Origin of the sequence: Variovorax sp. V116 (assembly GCF_041154435.1) — a bacterium.
Lineage (GTDB): Bacteria > Pseudomonadota > Gammaproteobacteria > Burkholderiales > Burkholderiaceae_C > Variovorax > Variovorax paradoxus.
The window spans coordinates 4091714-4108660 of the sequence record NZ_AP028661.1; the positions used below are offsets into that span (position 1 = coordinate 4091714).

A 16947-nucleotide genomic window follows, 5' to 3' on the forward strand; every position below is an offset into this window, starting at 1 on the left:
GGCTCAGGTCTTCGCTGCTTCCAGCGATTCCTTCAGGTTGCGCCGGCGCCATGCCCAGGTCTTGATGGCCTGCGGCAGGATGCCGATGCACGAGGCGTAGTAGGTGATCTTGAAACCCCAGAAGCGCGGGCCAATGGGCGTGTTGCGGAACAGGTCGCCCGCCAGGATGGACAGCAGCGCCTCCTGCATGCGCCAGATGTTGCGCGGGTTCATGAACAGCCGGCGGATGGCCGGCGAGGTGATGCGGTAGATGAACCACGAGAACATCTTGGGGCCATGCTTCATCACCTTGTCGAAGCGGCGGAAGGCCTTCTCGGCTTCCTTCATCTCGCCCCTAAGCCAGAGGTCGGCCGCGGCAGCGCCCTCGAAGGCGCTGTTCATTGCCAGGTACACGCCCGACGAGAACATCGGGTCGACGAAGGCATAGGCGTCGCCGACCATCATGAAACGGTCGCCGCGGCAGAACTTGGAGTCGTAGGCGTAGTTGCCGGTGGTGGTGGCGCCTTCCATCAGCGTGGCGTTCTTCAGGCGCGCGGCCAGCTTGGGCGCGAGCGCGATGGTCTCCATCAGGAACTCCTCGAGCGTGCCCTTGCGCCGCTTGAAATACGCGGGCGACGCCACCGCGCCGACGCTCACGGTGCCGTCCTTCAGCGGGATGTACCAGAACCAGCCGTGGTCGAACCAGAAGAGCGAGATGTTGCCTTCGTAGCGGCCGGGCCGGCGCTCCGCATTGGCAAAGTGGCCGAACAGGGCCGCGCTGGCGTGCTTGCGGTTGCGCTGCTTGGCGTCGAACTGGTTCGACAGCACCGTGTCGCGGCCGCTCGCATCGATCACGAAGCGCGGGCGCCAGCTGGTTTCGCTGCCGTCCTCGGCCTTGATCTTCACCAGCGCGCGCTTGTCCGCGCCCTTGCCGGCGTCCATGTCCACGCCCATGACGCGCTGGCCCTCAAAGGTGCGCGCGCCGCGCTTGGCGGCATGGCGGAACAGCAGCTCGTCGAACTCCGAGCGGCGCACGTGCACCGCATACGGAAAGCTCTTGTCCATGGCCTCGCCGAAGAAGAAATGGCTGGTGTGGTCATGCCAGGGCGAGACGAACTCGGCGCCGTGCTTGGCAATGCCGATGGCCTCGACCTCGGTGCGCACGCCCAGGCGGTCGAACAGCGGCATGTTCATCGGCAGCAGCGACTCGCCGATGTGAAAGCGCGGATGGTGCGCCTTCTCGAACAGCACCACGTCGTGGCCCTTGTCCGCCAGCAGCGCGGCCACGGTGGAACCCGCCGGGCCCCCGCCGATGACCACGACGTCGGGCTCTGTACTCGTGAAAGGTCCGGGCGTCATGCGCTCCCCTCCTGGTCGTTCTTCGTTGTGGATGGTGACGGCCGCAAGGCCGATGCACGGGCTCTTGGCCAAGCGTTAAATCCTGGTAACAGCCGGGAGTTTAGCGAGTCGGCATGCAGGAAATTCACGCCTGGAGCACCAAAACCCGTGCCCACCCGGAGAAGAGGCAGCCGTTTTTTGGGGTAGCCTCATTGCCCGTCAGAAACAAGGAGACTTTTCATGGCTGCTAACCTGTCACCCGCCGAAGAAGCACTTCGCGAAGCAGCGCGCGAATACCACCGCTCGCCCGTCAAGGGCAAGATTTCCATCAGCCCGACCAAGCCGCTCCTGAACCAGCGCGACCTGTCGCTGGCCTATTCGCCCGGCGTGGCCTACCCGTGCCTGGACATCGCGGCCGATCCGTCGGTGGCGGCCGAGTTCACCGCGCGCGGCAACCTGGTGGGCGTGGTCACCAACGGCACCGCGGTGCTGGGCCTGGGCAACATCGGCCCGCTGGCCGCCAAGCCCGTGATGGAAGGCAAGGGCTGCCTCTTCAAGAAATTTGCCGGCATCGACGTGTTCGACATCGAACTGGCCGAGAACGACCCCGACAAGCTGGTCGAGATCATCGCGGCGCTCGAGCCCACGCTGGGCGGCATCAACCTGGAAGACATCAAGGCGCCCGAGTGCTTCTACATCGAGAAGAAGCTGCGCGAGCGCATGAACATCCCGGTGTTCCATGACGACCAGCACGGCACGGCCATCATCTCGGCCGCGGCGCTCATCAACGGCCTCGAACTGGTCGGCAAGAAGATCGAGGAGGTCAAGATCGCCGTCTCCGGTGCCGGCGCGGCCGCCATTGCCTGCCTGGACGTGATGGTGGGCCTGGGCGCCAAGCCCGCCAACATCTATGCCTGCGACTCCAAGGGCCTGATCTACATGGGCCGCGCGGGCGGCTTCGACGACTCCAAGGCGCGCTACGCCCAGAAAGACACCGGCGCCCGCACCCTGGCCGACGTGGTGAAGGACGCCGATGTGTTCCTGGGCTGCTCCGCGCCCGGCGTGATGAGCGCCGACATGGTCAAGACCATGGCCGGCCAGCCGATCATCCTGGCACTGGCCAACCCCGAGCCCGAGATCCGGCCCGAGCTCGCCAAGGCCGTGCGGCCCGACTGCATCATTGCCACCGGCCGCTCGGACTACCCGAACCAGGTCAACAACGTGCTGTGCTTCCCGTACATCTTCCGCGGCGCGCTCGACTGCGGCGCCAGCAAGATCACGGAAGAAATGAAGCTGGCCTGCGTGCGCGAGATCGCCGAGCTCACCAAGGCCGACATCAGTGAGGAAGTGGCCACCGCCTATGCCGGGCAGGAACTGTCCTTCGGGCCCGACTACATCATTCCCAAGCCCTTCGATTCGCGGCTCATCCTGCGCATTGCGCCGGCCGTGGCCAAGGCGGCGGCCGCCTCCGGCGTGGCCGCGCGCCCGATCGAGGACCTGGAGGCCTACCGCCAGCACCTCACGCGCTTCGTGTTCCAGACCGGCATGTTCATGCGCCCGGTGTTCAGCGCCGCCAAGATCGCGGCCGCCAAGCGCGTGGCCTATGCCGAAGGCGAGGACGAACGCGTGCTGCGCGCCGCGCAGTGGGCCATCGACGAAGGCCTGGCCCAGCCCATCCTGGTGGGACGCCCGGCGGTGATCGAGGCGCGCATCCAGAAGGCCGGCCTGCACATCCGCGCGGGCACCGACTTCGAGATCGTCAACCCCGAGGACGATCCGCGCTTTCGCACCTACTGGGAGACCTTCCACAAGGTCATGGGCCGCCGCGGCGTCACGCCCGAGGCCGCCAAGACCATGGTGCGCCGCTCCAACACCACCATTGCCGCGCTGATGATGCACCTGGGCGATGCCGACGCGATGATCTGCGGCCTGGTCGGGCGCTTCGACGTGCATCTGGAGCACATCCGCAACCTGATCGGCCTGAAGCGCGGCGCGCCGGGCTTCGCCACGCTCAATGCGCTCACGCTCGAGAAGCGCACGGTGTTCATCACCGACACCAACGTGAACGAAGACCCGAGCGCCGAGCTGCTCGCGAGCATCGCCATGATGGCCGCCGAAGAGGTGCGCCGCTTCGGCCTGCCGCCGAAGGTGGCTTTTCTCTCGCACTCGAACTACGGCACCTCGAGCCGCGGCTCGGCGCGCAAGATGCGGCTCGCGCGCGACCTGTTCGCGCAGATGGCGCCCGACATCGAATGCGACGGCGAGATGCACGGCGACGCGGCGCTGTCCGAAGAAGTGCGCCGCACCGCCCTGCCCGAGAGCACGCTCACCGGCGAAGCCAACCTGCTCGTGTGCCCCAACCTCGACTCGGCCCACATCCTCTACAACGTGCTGAAGATGACGGGCGCCAACGGCATCACGGTCGGCCCGATCCTGCTCGGCGCCGCGGGCTCGGCGCATGTGCTCACGCCCTCGTCGACGGTGCGGCGCGTGGTCAACATGACGGCGCTGGCAGTGGCGAACGCGACGACCGCGCTCAAGTAGCAGGCCGCTTGCGCTTCCCCTGAACCAACGCCCCGCTGCAGTACGCCGCGGGGCGTTTTTCATTGCGGGCCGGGCGGTGCACGCACCGTTTTCGCCCGCTCATCATTTTTTCGGCTGGCATGCAATCTGCTAATACCCTGATCGGATATTTCAAATATCTTATTAATATATTTACAGAATCGCAGCCTCCGGGCCCTTCGCCAATCTTCCCTTTCAACCCTCCCTTTCTCTTCTCTTCTCTTCTCACATGGAAGAACATGCCTTGGAACGCGGGAGCTTCTCCCGCCGGGTGCTCGATGCGTCCGACTTCGTGCTGCACTGCGAACGCCGGCTGCTCTCGGGCCTGATGGGCCTGCTCATCGCGCTGGTGCTGCTGAACGTGGTCACGCGCTACGCCGGCGTGCCGCTCTACTGGGTCGACGAAGCGTCCGTCTACTGCGTGGTGTGGCTCACCTTCATCGGCGCCTCGGCCATGACGCGGCTGCGGCTGGACTTTGCGGTGACGCTGCTCACCGACAAGCTCGGCGAGAAGGCCGTGCGCATCGCCAAGGCCAGCGCCTCCGGCGGCGTGCTGCTGCTGGGCCTTGCGCTGCTGGCAATGTGCTGGCTCTACATGGACCCTGTGGGCATCGTGCGCTATGGCTTCGATGCCAAGGAGTACGCGGCCGAATCCTTCAACTTTCTCTACACCGAGCGCACGCAGACGCTGAACTGGCCGACCTGGGCCGTCCAGCTGATCCTGCCGGTGTTCTCCCTCACACTCAGCCTGCACGCGCTGTCCAACCTCGTCGAGGACCTGGGCCTGCAGCCGCGGCGCACGCACGCCGAGTTCCACGTGACCAATGCAGACGCGGTGAACTGACATGCTGACTTCCGCATTCTTCCTGTTGATCATGCTGGTCGGCGTGCCGATCGGCGCCTGCCTGTGCCTGGCGGGCATCGTGTACATCCTCGACGCCGGCGACGCGGTGCTGTTCCAGTCGTTCCCGGTACAGATGTTCGGCGGCGTCGACAGCTACAGCCTCATCGCGATTCCGCTGTTCATCCTGATCGGCGAGATCATGAACGGCGGCGGCATCACCAAGCGGCTGGTCGACCTCGCGCTGGCCTTCATCGGCTCGGTGAAGGGCGGCCTCGCCTACGTGAACATCCTGGCCAACATGCTGGTGTCGTCGATCATCGGCTCGGCCACCGCGCAGGTGGCCATCATGAGCCAGATCATGGTGCCCGAGATGGAGAAGCAGGGCTACGACAAGACCTTTGCGGCCGGCATCACGGTGTACGGCGGCATGCTGGGGCCGATCATTCCGCCCTCGGTGATGTTCGTGGTGTACAGCGTGCTCGCGCAGGTGGCGGTGGGCGACATGCTGATTGCCGGCATCATCCCGGGCGTGATCCTCACGGTGCTGTTCTTCATCGTGATCGCGTGCATGGGCTTCTTCTACAACTACCCGCGCACCGCAAGGCGCACCATCCGGCAGCGCCTGCACACGGTGCTCACGGCCTGCCCGACGCTGCTGATTCCCATCGTGATCGTCGGCTCGATCCTCGGCGGCTTCGCCAACCCCACCGAAGCGGCCGCCGTGGGCGCGGTGGCCGCGGTGCTGGTGGGCCGCTACGTCACCAAGGAATTCCGCTTCGCGACGATTCCGCAGATCCTGCTCAAGTCTGCGATCTACTCGGCCGTGGTGCTGTTCCTGGTGGCCGCGGCGGCCGTGTTCTCGTGGCTCCTGATCTACGGCAAGGTGCCGCAGGCCACGGCCGCATGGATCCAGACCGTGGCCAAGGATCCGATCGCGTTCTTGCTGCTCGTGAACCTGATCCTGCTGGTGATCGGCACCGTGATCGACGGCATTCCGGGGCTGATCATGACGGTGCCCATCCTGCTGCCGATTGCCACCGATATCTACGGCGTCGACCCGCGCCACTTCGGCGTGGTGGTGGTGATCAACCTCGTGCTCGGGCTGATGACGCCGCCCGTGGGGCTGAGCTTCTTCGTGGCCTCCGCCGTGACCGGGGCCAAGCCCGGAAAGATGTTCATCGTCACGCTGCCGTTCTTCCTGATCTGCTGCGCGGCGCTGGTGCTGCTGTCGCTGTTCCCGAGCCTGTCGCTCGCGCTCATCAAGTAAGTCCCGCCGCCTTCCTTTCCCTTCACACAACCGGAGCCCCGCATGTCCCTTTCTCGCCGCAATTTCGTCGTCCAGGCTGCAGCCGGTACCGCTGCCGTGTCGTCCGCCCTCTTTGGCACCGTGTCGCGCGCGGCGGCCGCCAAGGAATTCCGCCTCGGCCTCATCACGCCGGCCGGCCACTCGTGGAACCGCGCCGCGCTCGCCTTCGGTGAAGCGCTCAAGAAGGCCACCGACGGCCGCCTGAGCGCGACGGTGTTCCATTCGGGCCAGCTGGGCAACGAGTCGGCCATGATGCAGCAGCTGCAGTCGGGCGCGCTGGACATGGGCTGGATCCAGGCGGCCGAACTCGGCTCGCGCGTGTCCAGCGTGGCGGCCATCAACGCACCCTACCTCGTGCGCTCGACCACCAACGTGGCCTCGCTGGTGCGCACGCCCGCCGCGCTGAAGCTGCTCGAGGTGCTGCCGCGCGAGACCGGCACCATCGGCCTGGGCTGGGGCATCACGGGCATGCGCGTGGTGTTTGCCACCAAGCCGATCTCCACGCCCACCGACCTCAAGGGCATGAAGCTGCGCATCAACCCGACGCCCGTGTACCGCGACTTCTACCAGTTGCTGGGCGCCGCGCCCACGCCGATTCCGACGCCGGCCGTTTTCGACGCCATGTCCAACGGCCAGGTCGACGGGCTCGAGGCGGACATCGAGTTCTCGTGGAACCAGCGCTTCGACCGCGTCGCAAAAACAATGCTGCCGATGAATGCGCTCTTCATGCCCTTTGCGCCGCTGGTGTCGGGCCGCATCTGGAAGACGCTCGACGGCAAGGACAAGGCGCTGATCACCGACCTGGTCAAGCAGTCGCTCGACGCGCAGATCAAGGACATCGTGACCACCGAGCTCGGCCTGATCGACAAGTTCAAGGCGAGCGGCATCACGATCAAGAGCGACGCCGGCTACAACCCCGCGCCGGTCATCGCGGAGTTCGACAAGATCTGGCTGCCCAAGGCGCCGCAGATCGCGGAGTTGCGCAAGATCGGCGCGGCGCTCTGAACCAGGCCGGTGCGCCGCCGACCCATTGCGCACCACAACAGTTCCGCGGAAGGGTTCGCACCAATCGCGTGCGGGCACCGTTTTTGCTTGAATGCAGAAGCATTCACCTCCAACGGATCCCGCATGAACAAGCGCCAATTGCTCCAGTCCTTCCTCGCCGCCTCGGCCCTCAGCTTCGGCCTTTCCCCGGCCCTGGCCCAGACCATGACGCCGATCAAGTTCCAGCTCGACTGGCGCTTCGAAGGACCGGCCGCGCTGTTCCTGCACCCCGCCGCCAAAGGCTACTTCAAGGCTGCGGGCCTGGACGTGACCATCGACGCGGGCAACGGCTCGGGCGGCACGGTCACGCGCGTGGCCTCGGGCGCCTACGACATGGGTTTTGCCGACCTCGCGGCGCTGATGGAATTCCACGCCAACAACCCCGACAGCCCCAACAAGCCGGTGGCGGTGATGATGGTCTACAACAACACGCCGGCCTCGGTCATGGCGCTCAAGAAGAGCGGCATCGCCAAGCCGGGCGACCTCGCGGGCAAGAAGCTCGGCGCGCCGGTGTTCGACGCGGGCCGCCGCGCGTTCCCGATCTTCGCCAAGGCCAACAGCATCGGCGCCGTGAACTGGACCGCCATGGACCCGACGCTGCGCGAGACCATGCTGATCCGCGGCGACATCGACGCGATCACCGGCTTCACCTTCACCTCGCTGCTGAACCTCGAGGCGCGCGGCGCCAAGGCCGCCGACATCGTCGTGCTGCCCTACCCCGACTACGGCGTGAAGCTCTACGGCAACGTGATCATCGCCTCGCCCAAGCTCATCAAGGAGAACCCGGAAGCGGTGAAGAAATTCCTCTCGGCCTTTGCCAAGGGGGCGAAGGAAGTGATCGCCAATCCGGCGGTGGCCATCGAATCGGTGAAAGCGCGCGACGGCATCATCGACAGCAAGCTCGAAACCCGCCGCCTGCAGCTGGCCATCGACACCGTGATCAACAGTGCCGACGCGCGCAGCGAAGGCTTTGGCGTGGTCAACGCGGGCCGCATGTCGCTGATGGCCTCGCAGGTGTCGGACGCGTTCAACACCAAGACCCGCGTGAGCCCCGATGCCGTGTGGACCGCCGCGCTGCTGCCGCCCGCGGCCGAACTGAGCGGCGTGCTGCGCAAGTGATGGCGGACGCATCGAACGCGGCCGCTGCTCCCTTCGTCGACTTCCAGGACGTCTGGCTCGCCTACAACGAGGAGCTGCTGCGCGCCAACCACTTTGCGGTGGAGGCCATCGACCTGAAGGTCAAGCGCGGCGAATTCATTGCCATCGTCGGACCCTCGGGCTGCGGCAAGTCGACCTTCATGAAGCTCACCACGGGCCTCAAGATGCCGTCGATGGGGAAGATCCGCATCGACGGCCAGCCCGTGACCGGGCCGCTCAAGATCTCGGGCATGGCGTTCCAGGCGCCGTCGTTGCTGCCGTGGCGCACCACGGTCGACAACGTGCTGCTGCCGCTCGAGATCGTCGAGCCCTACCGCTCGAGCTTCAAGGCCAAACGCAAGGAATACGTCGAGCGCGCGCGCAAGCTGCTGCAGAAGGTCGGCCTCGCGGGCTATGAAGACAAGTTTCCATGGCAGCTTTCGGGCGGCATGCAGCAGCGCGCCAGCATCTGCCGCGCGCTCATCCACGAGCCCAAGATGCTGCTGCTCGACGAGCCCTTCGGCGCGCTCGACGCCTTCACGCGCGAGGAGCTCTGGTGCATCCTGCGCGACCTCTGGACCGAGCAGCAGTTCAACGTCATCCTGGTGACGCACGATCTGCGCGAGTCGGTGTTCCTGGCCGACACGGTGTACGTGATGAGCAAGAGCCCCGGCCGCTTCGTGGTCAAGCGCGAGATCGAGCTGCCGCGCCCGCGCGAACTGGAGCTCACCTACACCAAGGAATTCACCGACATCGTGCTGGAACTGCGCGGCCACATCGGCGCCATCCGCAACACGGGCATCAGCGCGGCGCAAACGGCCGCTGCGGTGTCTCACTGAGGACCAAGCGCCATGAAGAACACCAAGCAAATCGAACGCTGGTCGCCCTGGCTGCTGCTCGTGGCCGTGATCCTGCTGTGGCAGGTGATCTGCGCGGGCTTCGGCGTGTCGGACTTCATCTTTCCGAGCCCGCTGCGCATCTGGACCCAGTTCTGGGAGTTCAAGGAAATCATCGCGGGCCACGCGTGGCGCACCTTCTGGGTCACGATGGCCGGCTTCGGCCTGGCCATCGTGGTGGGCGTGCTGCTGGGCTTCGTGATCGGCAGTTCGCGCATCGCGTATGCGGCGATCTATCCGCTCATGACGGCCTTCAACGCGCTGCCCAAGGCGGCCTTCGTGCCGATCCTCGTGGTGTGGTTCGGCATCGGCGTCGGGCCGGCGATCCTCACGGCCTTCCTGATCAGCTTCTTCCCGATCATGGTCAACATCGCGACCGGCCTTGCCACGCTGGAGCCCGAGCTCGAGGACGTGCTGCGCGTGCTCGGCGCCAAGCGCTGGGACGTGCTCATGAAGATCGGCCTGCCGCGCTCCATGCCCTACTTCTTCGGCTCGCTCAAGGTGGCGATCACGCTGGCCTTCGTCGGCACCACGGTGAGCGAAATGACCGCGGCCAACGAAGGCATTGGCTACCTGCTCATTTCGGCCGGCTCGGCCATGCAGATGGGCCTGGCCTTCGCGGGCCTGATGGTGGTGGGCGCAATGGCCATGCTGATGTACGAGCTCTTCAGCGTGATCGAGAAGCACACGACCGGCTGGGCGCATCGCGGCTCCCAAAACCAATGAGGCGCCACGGATGACACGCGACCAGATCATCCGCGCGCTGCGCCGGGCCGACGAAGTGGCCCGGCGCGCCATGGCCATGGGCCGCCACCCCTTCGGCGCCGTGCTCGTCGCGCCCGACGGCGAAACCATCCTGGCCGAGCAAGGCAACATCGACACGGTCAACCACGCCGAAGCCACGCTGGCGCGCCATGCGGCGCAGAACTGGTCGGCCGACTACTTGTGGCAATGCACGCTGGTCACGACCTTCGAGCCCTGCGCCATGTGCGCGGGCACCAGCTACTGGGCCCACATCGGCCGCATCGTCTACGGTGCGGAAGAAGGCGCCCTGCTCGCGCTCACGGGCGACCACCCCGAGAACCCCACGCTGAGCCTGCCCTGCCGCGAAGTGTTCGCGCGCGGGCAGAAGAAGATCGAGGTGATCGGCCCCGTAGCCGAGGTGGCGGAAGAAATGATCGCCACGCACCGCGGGTTCTGGGAAGCGCGTTAGGTAGCGCTAGGCCAGCAGCAGCGTGGCCTCGTCGCGCCAGTAGGCAACGGCCGCCAGCCAGCCTTCCCACACGCAGCCGTTGCAGCCGCGTCCGCAGCAGGTGGTGGGCTCGGGCGGCGGCATGCGCAAGGCGATGCCTCGGGCCTGGAGGAGCGACTGGACGTTCGCGATCAGCGCCTGGGCGCTGGCGAGATCGGTCGGAGGAGCGAGGTCTTGTTCGGAAAGAAGCATGGCAGGCACCGGCCGATTGTCGGCGCTTCATCAGCAGGCCTGCCGGGATCAAGCCCTGGCCGGCGCCGATGCGGCAACCGCGGCGAAAGCCTCCAGGGCAAGATCGACCTCATGCTCGCCGATGTGGCGATGGGTGACGCAGCGCAGCCGGTGCCTGCTCCACGGACGGACCAGGACGCCCAGGCTCTTGAGCGCGGCCTCCCATTGAACGGCATCGAGCCCCGTGGCCTTCACGTCGACCTGCACGATATTGGTCTGGGGCGCGTTGACTGCGAGGCCTGGAATCCGGCCTGTCCCGCGGGCGAGCCGGCTTGCGTTGGCGTGGTCCTGCGCGAGCCGTTCCACCATGGTGGTGACGGCCACCAGCCCTGCAGCCGCGACGATGCCCACCTGCCGCTGGCTGCCCCCGAGCAATTTCCTGAGCCACCGGGCACGTTCGATGGTGGCGGCAGGCCCCGCGAGCACGGCACCCATGGGCGCACTCAGGCCCTTGGAAAGGCAGAGCGAAACAGTGTCGGCGAAAGCTGCAATACGCGCCGCCGGCACGTCCAGGGCCACGGCCGCATTCATCAGCCGCGCACCGTCGAGGTGGACGGCAGCTCCCGCTTGCCTGGACGCCTCGAACACGGCCTGCATGTGCGCAAGCGGCGGCACCGCGCCGCCGGCGTTGTTGTGGGAAGTCTCCAGGCACACGACGCTGGTTCGCAGCTTGTTGCGGCCCGGCGCGAGGGTCTCCTGGAGCAGGTCCAGGTCCATGGCGCCGTCGACGCCCGCAATGCCCTGGTAGAACGCCCCGGTCAGCGCCGCGGCGCCCCGCTCGGCCACGTAGATGTGCGATGCGGCTTCGGCAAGCACGAGCTCCTGGCGCTGGGCCTGCGCGAGGATGGCCAGGAGGTTGGCCATCGTGGCGCTTGGCGCATACAGCGCGGCCTCTTTTCCGAGCATGGCCGCGGCCGTTGCCTCCAGCTCTTGCGCGGTCGGGTCGCCGTCGAGTCCGTCGTCGCCCAGCGGTGCCGAGGCCATGCGCTCGTACATCTGCGGCGTGGGCCGCGTCACCGTGTCGCTGCGAAGGTCCACCGGCGGTTGTCCCGCCCCGCCCGCCATCGTTGCTGCGGCCTGCGTCATTCGGCGGTCGCTCCGGTGGCCTTCACGAGCGCTGCCCACTTTTTTCTCTCGCCGTTCAGGAACGCGTCGAAACTTTCGGGCGTGCCGGTACGCACATAGACGCCGCGCGCCGCCAGGTTGGCCCGGACCTCCGCCGAATCGAGCACGCGATTGATTTCCTTGTTCATGGTCTGCACGATGTGCGCCGGCGTCTTCGCAGGCACCACGACGCCATAGAGGGTGTAGTACTCGAATCCCTTGAAGCCGCTTTCGACGAAGGTGGGAACATCGGGCAGCAACACGTCCCGGGCGCCCGAGGTCACCGCGAGCGCGCGCAGCTTGCCGCTCTTGATCAACGGCAACGCCGAAACCAGGGACGAGACGTAGAAGTCGACCTGTCCTCCCAGCATGTCCGCCATCGCCGGGCCGCCTCCCTTGTAGGGAACGTGCAGCAGGTCTGCCCCCGCCGTGACGCGCAGGTTCTCGGACACCAGGTGCCCGACGGTTCCGTTGCCGGACGAGGCGTAGGCGAGTGGCTTCTTCTTCGAGCGCGCCAGCAATGAGGCCAGGTTGTCGAACGGACTGTCGGACCGCACGACCAGCACCGACACGCCAGTGCCCACCAGCGCCACCGGTGCGAGATCCTTGACCGGATCGAAGCTGAGCTTCTTGTAGAGAAACTGGTTGACCGTGAGGTTGCTGGTTTCGCCCAGCACGGCGGTGTAGCCGTCGGGCGGCGATTTCGCGCCGAAATCCAGGCCAATGTTGTTGCCCGCACCCGGCTTCGTATCGACGACGACCTGCCATCCGGCCTGCTCACCGAGCTTGGCCGCAAGCAGGCGGCAGACGGCATCGGTGCCGCCGCCCGGCGGGCTCGGCGAGACCAGGTGGATGGTGCGCTCGGGTACCCACGCATCGGCCGCGTGCGCCTGCCACGCGGCGAGCGCGAGCCCCAGCATGCATGCCAGCCGCCTGGCGCGTGCGAAAGAGTGGTGTCGGGTGTCGTTCATGGTGAGGGTGTCGGTCGTGCAAGTTGAAGGATCGGGACGAAGCCGGAGCAGAAGCCGTTCGATCCTAGGCACCTCATACAATGAGTAAAGCGATATGTCCAAATATCAACTGTGAGGTTTTCTCATGAATCTCGCGATGCTTGTCACGCTGAGAACCATCCTCGAACAGGGCAGCTTCACTGCAGCCGCGGGCGTCGTGGGCTGCAGTCCGAGCGCAGTGAGCCTGCAGGTCAAGCAACTGGAGCAGTATTTCGGCAAGCCGCTGTTCGATCGTTCGACCCGCGTGGTGGTGCCCACGGCCTTTGCCCGCGAGGTGGTGGACGCCGTGGGCGATTTTTCCCATAGGCTCCAGATGCTGCGCTTCCGTCCGGTCGTGGAAGTGGCGGGCCGCATCAAGGTGGGCGTGATCACCAGCATGCAGAGCGACGTGCTGCCGCAGGCACTTCATGCGCTTCGCCAGCGGCATCCGTCGCTGGAAGTCGTGGTGCCGCCGCTGAACGACAGCGGCGAGCTCATCTCGGAGCTGAAGGCGGCGCGGCTCGACCTTGCCTTGCTTGTCCGGCCGGAATCCGGCGGTTCGCGCCGACTCGTCTGGCGGGAGCTGCACCGCCAGCCCTACGTGCTGCTGGCGCCGCCGAATACCTCCGGCAAAACGGCCAGGCAACTGCTGGAGGCCCATGACTGGATCGGCTACGACCTGTCTCTTGCGGGAGGCCGCGTGGCCGCGCGCTACGTGCGCAGCCAGATCCCCAATGCACGCTGCGCCATGGAACTGCGCTCGATGGACGCGATCGTCGCGATGGTCGCCCAGGGCCTGGGGGTTTCCGTCGTTCCCCAACCCAGGCGGCCGCTGGTCGAGGCCTATGCGGTGCGAGAGGTGAGCCTCGGAAGCCGCGCCCCGGTCCGCAAGCTCTCCCTGGTCTGGCGCAACTCGGACGCCGGCAACCGCAATGTCGAGGCCGTGGCTGGAGCGTTCACAGCGGCCTTCGGCATGCGGCCACAGCGATGAGGTGGCTTGCGCCTTACCAGAAGATCCAGAGCGCCAGGCCGCCGAAGATGGCCCACTTCACAAGGTAGTACACCCGCTTGTCCCAGGCCTTGAGCCGCTTGCCGATCACGCGGATCTGGTAGATGTACTTGAACGCGCGGTTGATGCCGCCCGTCTTGTCGCCGGCGTCGTTGGGGGAACTGGCGGCGGCGAGCAGGTTCTTGGCGAACCAGCGGTTCACGGCGCTGGCCCAGCGGTACTTCAGCGGGCGCTCGATGTCGCAGAACAGGATCACGCGGTCGTGGTCGGTCGTGTTCTCGGCGTAGTGGATGTAGGTTTCGTCGAACACCACGGCCTCGCCGTCGCGCCAGTGGTAGCGCTGGCCGTCCACGTCGATGTAGCAGCCCTCCACGCCCGGCGTCCACAGGCCCAGGTGGTAGCGCAGCGAACCGGCGAAGGGGTCGCGGTGGCGCACCAGGCGGCTGCCCGGCGGCAGCTCGGCGAACATGGCCGCCTTGATGGTGCCGATGCCCTTGAGCAGCTCGGTGGTGCGGGGACACAGGATGGCGGCCGAGGGATGGGCCTCGTCGTACCACTTGAGGTAGAAGCGCTTCCAGCCGCTCTTGAAGAAGGAGTTGAAGCCCACGTCGTTGAACTGACTCGAGGCCTTGATGCTGCCGCCGTTGCGCATGGCGAGCGCCTCTTCGCGGATGACCTGCCAGTTTTCCTCGAGCACGCGCATCTCGGGAAATTGCGCGGGCGACAGGTACGGCGTGCTCGGCACCTTCGAGAAGATGTACATGAAGGCGTTCAGCGGCGCGAGGAAGGTCGAGTGATCAGACAGCTGCCTGAAGAAACGATGCCGGACCTGGCCGCGGAAATGAACGTAGAGCGCGCTGAGCGCGAAGATGGCAAGAATGACCCACTTCATTATCGAAAGTGTCCTGTAAAGCGGGCAGATAGTGTAATTCTTCGCCCTTGATCCGGCTTTTGGCGGCCTTTTCAGGGCCGCAGCAGCTTGATCAGCGCGGCCACTTCCTCCCCGCCCAGCCCGGCCGCGCCGGCGCGCCTGAAAAGACCCGCCGCGAACGCCGGGAATTCGGTGTTGATGCCCGCCTGCTGCGCCGTCTGCAGGATGCGCTCGGTCGCCTCGATCGAAATGCGCATCGGGCTTTGCGAAATGGCGAAGTCGCCCGACTGGATGACGCCGCCTTCGTGCTGCAGGAAGCCGGCGAAGGTGGGCATGATGCCGGCCACGATGCGGCCGTATTCCGCCACGTCGAAGCCTTCGTGCTCGGCCACGCGCGCGCCATGCAGGAAGCCCAGCAGGGTGCCGTAGATGGTGGAGAGCGTGGCCAGGTCCATGGCGGCGGCCGCGCTCGCCTTGCCGCCGAGGTAGACGATGCCGCCGCCGAGCACCTGCAGGAGCGGCTCGGCCGTGCGAAAGACGGCCTCGGCGCCCGACACGAGGATCGGCGTGTCGGGCAGCCCCATCTGGTCGGGCGCGGCCTGGATGGCGCCTTCGAGGTAGCTGGCGCCCTGGCGGTGCGCCCAGGCCTCGGCCTCGCGCGCGTCCTGCGGGCTGCCGGTGGTCAGCTGCACCAGCAGCCGGCCGTCCAGCGCGGCCGCCACGCCCTCCATCGCAAGAATGGCATCGGCCGCGCGGTAGTCGTAGACGCACATCAGGGCCACCGGGCTGGCACGCACCGCTTCGGCGGCGCTGCGCGCGGCCACGGCGCCGCGGGCCGCCAAAGCATCGGCCTTGCCGGCCGTGCGGTTCCAGACCGTGACCTCGTACCCCTTGTCGAGGTAGAGGCGCGCAAGGGTCTGGCCCATCGATCCCAGTCCCAGCACGGTGATTTGCTTGTTGTCCATGGCGGTTCATTCGCGAGTTGTGAAGAGGCCTGCATCGTAGGAATTGCACTCTCCAACGGTCAAGTACCTACAATAAAGTGAGGTACTTACCAAAACGTATGTAATGAAGCCAGAGAAGGATCGGCGAGTGAAAGCAAAAAAGCCCTACTCCTGCGGCATCGGCCCCGCGTTCGAAGTCATTGGCGGCAAATGGAAGGCGGTGATCCTGTGGGAGCTGCATGTGCAGGCCCGCCGCTTCGGCGAGCTGCGGCGGCTCTTGCCCGACATCAGCGAGAAGATGCTGATCCAGCAATTGCGCGAGCTGGAGGCGGACGGCCTCGTGCACCGCGAGGTGTTCCACGAAGTGCCGCCGCGGGTGGAATATTCCGAGACGAAACTCGGCGCGTCGCTCAATGCGGCGCTGGGGCCGCTGGCCGATTGGGGCGACCGCTATGCGAAGCGCGCGAAGGCCGCGCGCTGAATGAGAGGCCTCTTCAGGCCCAGCCGGTCTCGATCTCGGTCTTCACCTCGGTCATGAGCCGGTGCACCGGGCACTTGCCGGCCACGCGCAGCAGTTCGTCCCGCTGCGCCGCGGTCAGCTCGCCGGTCACGCGCAGGCTCGACTTGAGCCGGTAGACGCCCTTGCGCTCCTCGCTGTCGTCGCGGTCGATGATCACTTCGATGTCTTCCACCGGCATGCCCTTGCGGCGCGCGTAGATCAGCACGGTGAGCGCCTTGCAGGCGGCCAGCGATGCGTCGTACAGGTCGTGCGGCTGCGGCCCCGCATCGCTGCCGCCGCCGGCCGGCGAGGCATCGATGGGAATCTCGTGGTTGCGGATCTTGAGGATGTGACGCGTACCCGTGATGCCGTCGCGCCGGACCGTGATGCTCATGCCGATGTCCTTGTGGGGTGTGGATGCCGGGCGCGATGGTAGCCCGCCACCCGCTTCAGCGGTCGACCGCGAGCATCAGCGTTTCCTTGATCTCCTCCATCACCACGTAGCTGTGCGACTCGGCCGCCACGGGCAGCTTCTTGAGGATGTCGCCCAGCAGGTGCCGGTATTCGCTCATGCCGCTCAGGCGCGCCTTCACCAGATAGTCGAAGCTGCCCGAGACCAGGTGGCACTCGAGCACCTCGGGCATGTGCAGCAGCTCCTTGCGCACCTTGTCGAACACCTCGCCCGACTTGGCCGAGAGCTTGATTTCCACGAACACCAGCAGCGTCTTGCCCAGCGCCTCGGGCGACACATGCGCGTGGTAGCCGCTGATGACGCCCTCGCGTTCCATGCGCTTCACGCGCTCGGCGCAGGGCGATGCCGACAGGCCGATGCGCTCGGCGAGTTCGGTCATGGAAATGCGGCCCTGGCGCTGCAGCAGGTCGAGGATCTTGCGGTCGATACGGTCGAGTTCGGGCATTTCACTCCGGGGCTGGCAATTGGCT

General features: G+C 66.3%; 18 protein-coding genes. 10 read left to right on the forward strand and 8 right to left on the reverse strand.

Features of this window, described 5'->3' with window-relative positions; translation table 11 throughout:
* Positions 1–3 precede the first annotated feature (3 nt).
* The gene (locus ACAM58_RS19350; protein ID WP_369663329.1) at positions 4–1338 is read right to left on the reverse strand and encodes an NAD(P)/FAD-dependent oxidoreductase; all 1335 of its coding nucleotides are present in this window, start codon (positions 1336–1338) and stop codon (positions 4–6) included.
* A 219-nt stretch (positions 1339–1557) separates the two neighbouring features.
* On the opposite strand from ACAM58_RS19350, the gene ACAM58_RS19355 reads away from it, so the two are divergent.
* From ACAM58_RS19355 to ACAM58_RS19390, 8 genes are all read left to right on the forward strand, one after another.
* Positions 1558–3861, forward strand: a complete 2304-nt coding sequence (locus ACAM58_RS19355; RefSeq protein ID WP_369663330.1) for an NADP-dependent malic enzyme — start codon at positions 1558–1560, stop codon at positions 3859–3861.
* A gap of 262 nt (positions 3862–4123) precedes the next feature.
* Complete coding sequence (locus ACAM58_RS19360; RefSeq protein ID WP_018905313.1) at positions 4124–4723, forward strand: TRAP transporter small permease subunit; 600 nt, start codon at positions 4124–4126, stop codon at positions 4721–4723.
* A 1-nt stretch (position 4724) separates the two neighbouring features.
* On the forward strand, positions 4725–5990 hold the full coding sequence (locus ACAM58_RS19365) for a TRAP transporter large permease (protein WP_369663331.1): 1266 nt from the start codon (positions 4725–4727) through the stop codon (positions 5988–5990).
* 42 nt (positions 5991–6032) lie between these two features.
* Positions 6033–7034, forward strand: a complete 1002-nt coding sequence (locus ACAM58_RS19370) for a TRAP transporter substrate-binding protein (protein ID WP_018905311.1) — start codon at positions 6033–6035, stop codon at positions 7032–7034.
* A 123-nt stretch (positions 7035–7157) separates the two neighbouring features.
* Entirely contained in the window at positions 7158–8192 is a 1035-nt protein-coding gene (locus tag ACAM58_RS19375; protein WP_278875841.1) for an ABC transporter substrate-binding protein, read from the forward strand.
* Positions 8192–9049 carry an ABC transporter ATP-binding protein gene (locus ACAM58_RS19380; RefSeq protein ID WP_369663332.1) on the forward strand — a complete coding sequence of 286 codons (858 nt, stop codon included), beginning with the start codon at positions 8192–8194 and terminating at the stop codon, positions 9047–9049. The genes ACAM58_RS19375 and ACAM58_RS19380 overlap by 1 nt, the downstream gene beginning before the upstream one ends.
* A 12-nt stretch (positions 9050–9061) precedes the next feature.
* Complete coding sequence (locus ACAM58_RS19385; protein ID WP_015866737.1) at positions 9062–9832, forward strand: ABC transporter permease; 771 nt, start codon at positions 9062–9064, stop codon at positions 9830–9832.
* 10 nt (positions 9833–9842) lie between these two features.
* Positions 9843–10319, forward strand: a complete 477-nt coding sequence (locus tag ACAM58_RS19390; protein WP_369663333.1) for a nucleoside deaminase — start codon at positions 9843–9845, stop codon at positions 10317–10319.
* A gap of 6 nt (positions 10320–10325) precedes the next feature.
* Here the strand turns inward: ACAM58_RS19390 and ACAM58_RS19395 are convergent, their stop codons facing one another.
* From ACAM58_RS19395 to ACAM58_RS19405, 3 genes are read right to left on the reverse strand one after another with little or no spacing between them, the layout of a single operon-like run.
* Positions 10326–10550: an oxidoreductase-like domain-containing protein gene (locus tag ACAM58_RS19395; RefSeq protein WP_369663334.1), complete on the reverse strand. Its 225-nt coding sequence runs from the start codon at positions 10548–10550 to the stop codon at positions 10326–10328.
* Between the two features lie 48 nt (positions 10551–10598).
* Positions 10599–11675 (reverse strand): low specificity L-threonine aldolase, encoded by a 1077-nt coding sequence (locus ACAM58_RS19400; RefSeq protein WP_369663335.1) that lies wholly within the window; start codon positions 11673–11675, stop codon positions 10599–10601.
* Positions 11672–12613 (reverse strand): Bug family tripartite tricarboxylate transporter substrate binding protein, encoded by a 942-nt coding sequence (locus ACAM58_RS19405; protein ID WP_369663336.1) that lies wholly within the window; start codon positions 12611–12613, stop codon positions 11672–11674. The genes ACAM58_RS19400 and ACAM58_RS19405 overlap by 4 nt, the downstream gene beginning before the upstream one ends.
* Positions 12614–12788: 175 nt before the next feature.
* Between ACAM58_RS19405 and ACAM58_RS19410 the strand changes: the two genes are divergently transcribed.
* Complete coding sequence (locus ACAM58_RS19410; protein WP_369663337.1) at positions 12789–13673, forward strand: LysR family transcriptional regulator; 885 nt, start codon at positions 12789–12791, stop codon at positions 13671–13673.
* A gap of 13 nt (positions 13674–13686) precedes the next feature.
* Here the strand turns inward: ACAM58_RS19410 and lpxO are convergent, their stop codons facing one another.
* Positions 13687–14583 (reverse strand): lipid A hydroxylase LpxO, encoded by an 897-nt coding sequence (gene lpxO / locus ACAM58_RS19415; protein WP_369663338.1) that lies wholly within the window; start codon positions 14581–14583, stop codon positions 13687–13689.
* 71 nt (positions 14584–14654) lie between these two features.
* Positions 14655–15527, reverse strand: coding sequence for an NAD(P)-dependent oxidoreductase (locus ACAM58_RS19420; RefSeq protein ID WP_369663339.1), 873 nt, complete (start codon positions 15525–15527; stop codon positions 14655–14657).
* A gap of 127 nt (positions 15528–15654) precedes the next feature.
* Between ACAM58_RS19420 and ACAM58_RS19425 the strand changes: the two genes are divergently transcribed.
* On the forward strand, positions 15655–15987 hold the full coding sequence (locus tag ACAM58_RS19425; protein WP_369663340.1) for a winged helix-turn-helix transcriptional regulator: 333 nt from the start codon (positions 15655–15657) through the stop codon (positions 15985–15987).
* 13 nt (positions 15988–16000) lie between these two features.
* Here ACAM58_RS19425 and ACAM58_RS19430 read toward each other — a convergent pair whose 3' ends face one another.
* Together ACAM58_RS19430 and ACAM58_RS19435 are read right to left on the reverse strand one after the other, a co-directional pair.
* Positions 16001–16399, reverse strand: coding sequence for an OsmC family protein (locus ACAM58_RS19430; protein ID WP_369663341.1), 399 nt, complete (start codon positions 16397–16399; stop codon positions 16001–16003).
* Positions 16400–16454: 55 nt separating this feature from the next.
* Positions 16455–16922, reverse strand: coding sequence for a winged helix-turn-helix transcriptional regulator (locus ACAM58_RS19435; RefSeq protein WP_015866742.1), 468 nt, complete (start codon positions 16920–16922; stop codon positions 16455–16457).
* Between the last annotated feature and the right edge of the window lie 25 nt (positions 16923–16947).